Below are 6,435 nucleotides of genomic sequence, written 5' to 3' on the forward strand. Positions count from 1 at the left end.
CGTCTGCGTCAGCAGACCTTTTCGCGCATCGACCAGCACCAATGCCAGCTCAGCATTAGAGGCGCCGGTCGCCATGTTGCGCGTATACTGCTCATGGCCCGGCGTATCGGCAACGATGAATTTGCGCTTGTCCGTCGAGAAGAAGCGATAGGCGACGTCAATGGTGATGCCCTGCTCGCGCTCGGCGACAAGTCCATCCACCAGCAGCGAAAAATCGATGCCTTCGTCGCCCGTGGTGCGGTTACGGCTTTCCTTCTTGAGGCTGGCCAACTGGTCGTCGAGGATCAACTGGCTGTCATAGAGCAAGCGGCCGATCAGCGTGGATTTGCCGTCGTCAACGCTGCCGCAGGTCAAAAACCGCAGCAGCGACTTGTCGGTCTGCTGGCTGAGCCACAGGTCGAGATCGGTATCCGGCGTTGCCATCGAGAGCGTCATCTCAGAAATAGCCTTCCTGCTTCTTCTTCTCCATCGACCCCACGGAGTCGCTGTCGATCAGTCGCCCCTCGCGTTCGGAGGTTCGGCTGGCCTGCATTTCCATGATGATCGAAGGCAGATCGGCGGCGGTCGAACGAATGGCGCCAGTGAGCGGATAATCGCCAAGCGTGCGAAAGCGCACCACATCGTCATGCGGCCTTTCGCCGGGCTCGAAGCGGAAGCGATCGTCGTCGATCATGATCAACGTGCCGCTTCGCTCGACCACCGGCCGCCGGCGGGCGAAATACAGCGACGGAATCTCGATATTTTCCGAATAGATGTAGGTCCAGATATCCAGCTCGGTCCAGTTCGAGATCGGGAACACCCGCATGCTCTCGCCCGGATTGAGGCGGGTATTGAACACGCGCCAAAGCTCGGGCCGCTGGTTCTTGGGGTCCCAGGCATGCTGGGCATTGCGGTGGGAAAACACCCGCTCCTTGGCGCGGCTCTTTTCCTCGTCACGGCGGGCGCCGCCAATAGCCGCATCATAGCGCCCGGCATTGAGTGCCTGCCGCAGTGCCTGTGTCTTCATGATATCGGTGAAGCGCGACGAACCATGATCGAATGGATTGATACCCTGCGCCAACCCTTCGGGATTGGTGTGGCTGATCAGGTCAAACCCATACTGCTCGGCCATCCGGTCGCGGAAGGCGATCATCTCGTGGAATTTCCAAGTCGTATTGATATGCAGTAGCGGGAACGGAATCTTGCTGGGAAAGAACGCCTTGCGCGCCAGATGCAGCAGGACGCTAGAATCCTTGCCGATCGAATACATCATCACGGGCCGCTCAAAACTGGCAGCGACCTCGCGCATGATTTCGATGCTCTCGGCCTCGAGCGCGCGCAGGTGGGTCATTTTGTCGGACGTCAATTGGCCATCCCCGGCTGAACTTTTCGCTCACTGGTCACGAGCGCCTTCGGCCTTGGTGGTTAGGCGCGGAAGGCCCGGTGAGCAAGGCTAAACTGGCCTTTCGGCCAGCACCCGCGGGGCGTTCAGAATAATGCACCAAGCCGAGGCGCGAACGTGGCCGAATTATCCACGCAGCCCCGCACTAGAGTGTCCTGCAAACGTCGTTCGAACCGCAGTTAGAAAAAAAGTTTCACGTCGTGGGAACTTTAAATCTACAAACTAAATCAACTTACTGGCTTGCGGCCTTGAAGTGACTCTGGACGCAGCAGAGGACATGGGTCGGAATACTTGGCGTCTGCGAGGGTTCGAAGCAGAGAACCTGATTTCAGGTCAGGTGTTGAAATCCGAAGGGGTTCTGTGGTGACAGAACGTGGTGGTCAAGCTAACGTCTCGATATGTGCGACCTCTATTCCATAGCAAGCCGGCCGCGCGCAGAGGCGCAAGGCACCCGCGTCCTCAGCACCGCGCTGAGGGCCTGCTTTGCCTGATCCCCGTTTGACCTTGGCCCGCGACGGGATTGCCGCCCGGTCCCTGGAAGGGATCATTACGGCTACTCGCTATGTCGACACGACCATGCGACAGACGAACACCCCCTCTTCCGCCCTGCGCCGTGCGCCCTCACGCGATGCCGAGCAACTTGACCAGTTGCTATTCGGCGAGCTGTTCGAGGTGCTGGACGAGGCTGATGGCTGGGCCTTCGGGCAGGCGAAACGCGACGGCTATGTCGGCTATGTCGAGACCGCGACGCTGATCGGGCAGACGACTGCCCCGACCCACACGGTGCGGGCGCTGCGTACCTACGGCTTCAGCGCGCCCAGCATAAAGGCTGCGCCCATAGGGCTCTATTCGATGAACGCGCTGCTTACCGCGGAAGGAAAGGACGGTCGTTTCATCAAGACGGCGGGCGGCTGGTTCGTCGAGGAGCACCTCGCGCCCATCGGCCAGCCTGAGACGGACTACGTTGGGGTCGCCCAGCGCTTCGTCGGCGCGCCATACCAGTGGGGTGGGCGCGAGAGCCTGGGGCTCGATTGTTCCGGGTTGGTGCAACAGGCGTTTTACGCCAGCGGCCAAGCCTGCCCGCGTGACAGCGACCAGCAGGCCGCAATGGGCGAGCCAGTGGAGACCTTGCGGCGCGGCGACCTCGTCTTCTGGCGCGGCCATGTGGCGATCTTGACCAGTGCGACCGACATCGTGCATGCCAATGCCACCCACATGGCCGTGGTCATCGAACCACTGGCCGAGGCTATCGCCCGCACCGTGGCTCGCGGTAGCGGTGAGCCGACTGCCTATAGACGGATCTGACCGCAGACCAACAGGGAGGCCCGCCGACAATGCGTCCGCTTCGGTATTCGATCAATGTCACTCTCGACGGCTGCGTCGATCACAATGCCGTCGATCCGGACCAGGAGATGCATCACTACTCTGCCCGGATCATCGAACAGGCCGACGCGCTGATTTTCGGCCGCGTCATGTACGAGATGATGCAGGGTGCTTTCCGGAAACCGGCGGAAACGGAGATCTGGCCCGACGGGATGGTCGAATGGATGCGGCCGTTCGCGCGGACCATCAACGCGGCCAAGAAGTACGTCGTGTCGGACACGCTGGAGACCGTCGACTGGAATGCGGAGCTTATCCGGGGTGACCGCCTGGAGGAGACCGTCCGCCAGTTGAAACAGGAATCCGGCAATGGCCTCTATGTGGCTGGTGTGATGCTGCCCCTGGCCCTAGCCGAGCTGGGACTGATCGACGAGTACGAATTTCTGGTGCATCCGCGGCTGGCGGGGCGTGGGCCGACGCCGTTCGCGGGACTGTCGAAACCCGTCGACCTGAAGCTCGTGGGCCAGCAGCAATTGAGTTCTGGAGCCGTGGCGATGCGGTATGAACTGCGCCGCTAACTAGGCGGGCATCGGGCGGATGAAGTGGTTCGGCCCAACCTCGCGCACGTCGGATTGCGCGATGGCTGACTGCCGGCGGATTTCATCGATATGGCCGAGCTCGTCCTCGAACTGAGCGTCGGCGAAGCGACGGTCTGGATCGGGAACGGCAGAGAGCAACAGCCGCGTATAGGGATGCTGCGGATTGCCCAGCACGCTTTCGGTGGCCCCCCATTCGACGATCTGGCCCGCATACATGACCATGATGTCCTCGGCCACGTAGCGGGCGGTGGCAATATCGTGGGTGATGTAGAGCACCGCCAGTTTCAGCTGGCGCTTCATCTCGTTGAGCAGGTTCAGGATACCCAGGCGCACTGACACGTCGAGCATGGAGGTCGGCTCGTCGGCAATGATCACCTCGGGATTGACCGCCAGGGCGCGTGCGATGCTGATGCGCTGGCGCTGGCCGCCGGACAGCTCGTGGGGATACTTGCTGGCAATCAAGGTGGGGTCGAGCTTGACCCGGGTGAGCAACTCCGAAATGGCCGCCTGCCGTTGGGCCGAACCGAGCCCTGGCTGATGCAGGCGTAACGGGCGCTCGAGGTGATAGCGAACCGTATGGGTCGGATTGAGGGACGAAAACGGGTCCTGAAACACCATTTGCACCGAGGCGCGATAGGCCTTGAGACTGTCATTGCCGACCGGGGTGCCGCGGAACAGCAGGCGACCTTCGTCAGGCCTGTATTCGCGCATGATCAGGCGGGCGGCGGTGGTCTTGCCGGACCCGGACTCTCCCACTAGCGCAAGGGTGCGGCCGGGATGGAGGGCAAACGAGATTGAGCGCGCTGCATAGACGCGGGCATCGGCGCGGCCGAAGATTTTCGAGACATTATCGAGGGCGATGATGGGCGCGGTATCGCTCATTTTGCATCCTGCGCGATCTGCGCGCCACGCAGTCGCGGCATCGAAGCCCAGAGTTTTCGCGTGTAGTCGTGGGCTGGTGAGCGATAGATCGTCTGCGCGTCGTTCACTTCTACCAGTTCGCCCTCGAGCATGATGCCGATGCGGTCGCTCACCTGCACCATCAGGGCCAGGTCGTGGGTGATGAACAGCACCGAGAAGCCCAACTCTTGGCGCAGCTTGTGGATGCGCTGCAGGATTTCGCGCTGCACCACCACGTCGAGCGCGGTGGTCGGCTCGTCCATGATGATGAGCTTGGGTTTGAGCGCGAGGCAAATGGCGATGACGATGCGCTGGCGCATGCCGCCGGAGAGCTGATGCGGATACGCCGACAACCAATCGGTCGGAATGTCCACCAGACCGAGCAGCTCGGCCGCTCGCTCCCGAGCCGCCGATCGCGACATGCCCGTATGGGTGTTGAGCACGTCGTAGAACTGGTCCTCGATGGTCAGCACCGGATTGAGCGAGTTCATCGCGCTCTGGAACACCATCGCCACCTCGCGCCAGCGGAAACTGCGCAGTTCGGCGTCATCGAGTTCGAGCACGTCGCGGCCGTCGACCAGGATCTGGCTGCCTGTGCGGATCAGCGCCGGCGGGCGATGCAGGCGGCCGATGGCGAAGGCGATGGTGGATTTGCCGCAACCCGACTCCCCGGCGAGGCCAAAGAATTCGCCCGGCGCGATATCGAAGCTGACGTCCTTGACGGCACGGAAGACGGTTTTCGCCCCCACATAGTCGATGGACAGATTGCGCACCGAGAGGACGCTCATAGCTTGCCCTCCCCGGCGCGGACCATTCGGGTCCAGCGGCCCAGCATGCCGCCGGTGCGTAGGCGCGGATTGGCAACTTCGTCGATGGCGAAATTGATTAGGGCGAGGCCCAGGCCCAGCAAAGCCAGCGCAAAACACGGTGACAGGAGATCCCACCACGCGCCGACGGACAGGGCCGAAGCGTTCTGGGCATTGTAGAGCATGATGCCCCAGGAGACCGTGTTGGGGTCGCCTAGCCCGAGGAATTCGAGCGTTGCCTCACTGATGACGGCGAAGATGACACTGCCGATGAAGTTGATGCCGACGATGGAGATTAGGTTCGGGAAAATCTCGAAGGCCATGATGCGCCAGCTCGGCTCACCCAGCATTTCGGCGGATTTCACGTAGTCGCGCTGGCGGATCGACAGCGTTTCCGAGCGGGTGACGCGCACGCCCCAGGCCCAGGATGTGAGCCCCAGAATGACAGCGATGACCGGCGGGCTGGCCTGACCGACAAAGGCGGCGATCACCAGCAGCAGCGGCAGGTTCGGGATGACCAGCACCAGATTGGTGAAGAAGTTGATGATCTCGTCGATCACGCCACCCTTGTAGCCGGCGATGATGCCCAGCACCGTGCCGACCAGGGTGATCATCAGGCCTGCCCCAAAGCCGACAGCCAGCGACACGCGCGCGCCATAGATCAGGCGGGTGAACACATCATGGCCGAGCCGGGTGGTGCCGAGCCAGTGCTCGAGCGATGGCGGCTGATGTGGGCGGCCGACGCGCTGGGTGGGGCTATACTCGCTCAGGAACGGCGCGAAGATGGCGACGAGAACGATGACGGCAAGAATGATGACGCCCACTAGGGCCTTTTTGTTCTGCAAAAGTTGGGAAAAGAGCTGCATCGGTCAGGCCTTTTTCAGGCGTGGATCGAGCAGCACATAGCTCAGATCGACGACGAAGTTGGCGACCAGCATGGCCGCGGTCATGATCAGCAACTGCCCCTGGATCACCGGATAATCGCGAGCAAGGATGGCCTGATACAGCATATTGCCCAGGCCCGGATAGTTGAACACCACCTCGGTCACCAGCGAGCCGCCCAATATCGCGCCAACGGATATAGCCAGGGCCGACACAGTGGGCAGCAGCGCGTTACGGGCGGCGTACCAGAGCATGACCTGGTTGTCGCTGAGCCCCTTGGCGCGGCCCATGACGATGTAGTCGTCGCCGAGCAGGTTGATCATGTTGTTGCGCATGGTCACGGCGAACCCGCCGGTGAGCACTATCACCATGGTAAACATGGGCAGCGCTCCGTGATGGATAACGCTGGAGATATAGTCCCAGCCAAAAGCTGGATCGAGCATCGGATCGGCGGCATAACCGTTCGGAAACCAGTGCAGGCTGTAGCCGAAGACAAACAGCATGGTCAGCGAGATGACCACGGCGGGCACGGAACTGGAAAAGATCG

Annotated in this window: 8 protein-coding genes; 2 read left to right on the forward strand and 6 right to left on the reverse strand. The window is 61.7% G+C overall.

Translation table 11 applies throughout. The features are described from left to right. Both JWP26_RS15255 and cysD read right to left on the reverse strand, forming a co-directional pair. Positions 1–435, reverse strand: a 435-nt coding sequence (locus tag JWP26_RS15255; RefSeq protein ID WP_299729409.1) for a GTP-binding protein, incomplete at its 3' end; no start/stop codon positions are given. A gap of 1 nt (position 436) precedes the next feature. Continuing rightward, positions 437–1,345, reverse strand: coding sequence for a sulfate adenylyltransferase subunit CysD (cysD, locus tag JWP26_RS15260; protein WP_299729412.1), 909 nt, complete (start codon positions 1,343–1,345; stop codon positions 437–439). A gap of 612 nt (positions 1,346–1,957) precedes the next feature. Between cysD and JWP26_RS15265 the strand changes: the two genes are divergently transcribed. Together JWP26_RS15265 and JWP26_RS15270 are read left to right on the forward strand one after the other, a co-directional pair. Continuing rightward, positions 1,958–2,686, forward strand: a complete 729-nt coding sequence (locus JWP26_RS15265; RefSeq protein ID WP_299729415.1) for an NlpC/P60 family protein — start codon at positions 1,958–1,960, stop codon at positions 2,684–2,686. Positions 2,687–2,715: 29 nt separating this feature from the next. Next, complete coding sequence (locus JWP26_RS15270) at positions 2,716–3,279, forward strand: dihydrofolate reductase family protein (RefSeq protein WP_299729418.1); 564 nt, start codon at positions 2,716–2,718, stop codon at positions 3,277–3,279. On the opposite strand, the gene JWP26_RS15275 is transcribed toward JWP26_RS15270, so the two are convergent. The 4 genes from JWP26_RS15275 to JWP26_RS15290 all read right to left on the reverse strand — a co-directional run. Further along, complete coding sequence (locus JWP26_RS15275; protein WP_299729421.1) at positions 3,280–4,182, reverse strand: ABC transporter ATP-binding protein; 903 nt, start codon at positions 4,180–4,182, stop codon at positions 3,280–3,282. After that, positions 4,179–4,988, reverse strand: coding sequence for an ABC transporter ATP-binding protein (locus JWP26_RS15280; protein ID WP_299729424.1), 810 nt, complete (start codon positions 4,986–4,988; stop codon positions 4,179–4,181). Before JWP26_RS15280 ends, JWP26_RS15275 begins: the two co-directional genes overlap by 4 nt. Continuing rightward, a complete protein-coding gene (locus JWP26_RS15285) occupies positions 4,985–5,872 on the reverse strand; it encodes an ABC transporter permease (RefSeq protein WP_299729427.1) in 888 nt (295 codons plus the stop codon). Before JWP26_RS15285 ends, JWP26_RS15280 begins: the two co-directional genes overlap by 4 nt. A 3-nt stretch (positions 5,873–5,875) precedes the next feature. Beyond that, the coding region (locus tag JWP26_RS15290; RefSeq protein ID WP_299729430.1) for an ABC transporter permease at positions 5,876–6,435 on the reverse strand (560 nt) is incomplete at its 5' end.

This window comes from Devosia sp., assembly GCF_028290435.1.
In the GTDB taxonomy this organism is placed as follows: Bacteria; Pseudomonadota; Alphaproteobacteria; order Rhizobiales; family Devosiaceae; genus Devosia.